This window comes from Thermoplasma sp. (genome assembly GCF_008709555.1).
Taxonomy (GTDB): Archaea; Thermoplasmatota; Thermoplasmata; order Thermoplasmatales; family Thermoplasmataceae; genus Thermoplasma.
Map to the genome: position 1 here is coordinate 1 of NZ_VYIJ01000025.1, position 343 is coordinate 343.

Genomic DNA, 343 nt, shown 5'->3' on the forward strand with positions numbered 1-343 from the left:
AATCTGCCGTAGGAGTGCATACTTTTTTTTTGAGCTAAAGAAGAATATATAAAAATGTATGCAGGATACGAATAAGAACATAATGGAAGTTTTGAATAAGACAATGAAGTAATATGTATAAACTTTGATAAGAATGGAGATAAATGTACTCATGAGGGTACATGGAGGAATAATACGGATACCATGAGAGAAGCATGAGAACGGATTACGGTGACAGCAAGCATATCAGTACCCAGAGACAGTGAAGGGAAGTTCATAATGCAGTATTCGTTCCATATGAGAGATCCATAAGAATGATTCTACATCATATCAAAGGGGCAATATATGTCATATGCGAAAGTTA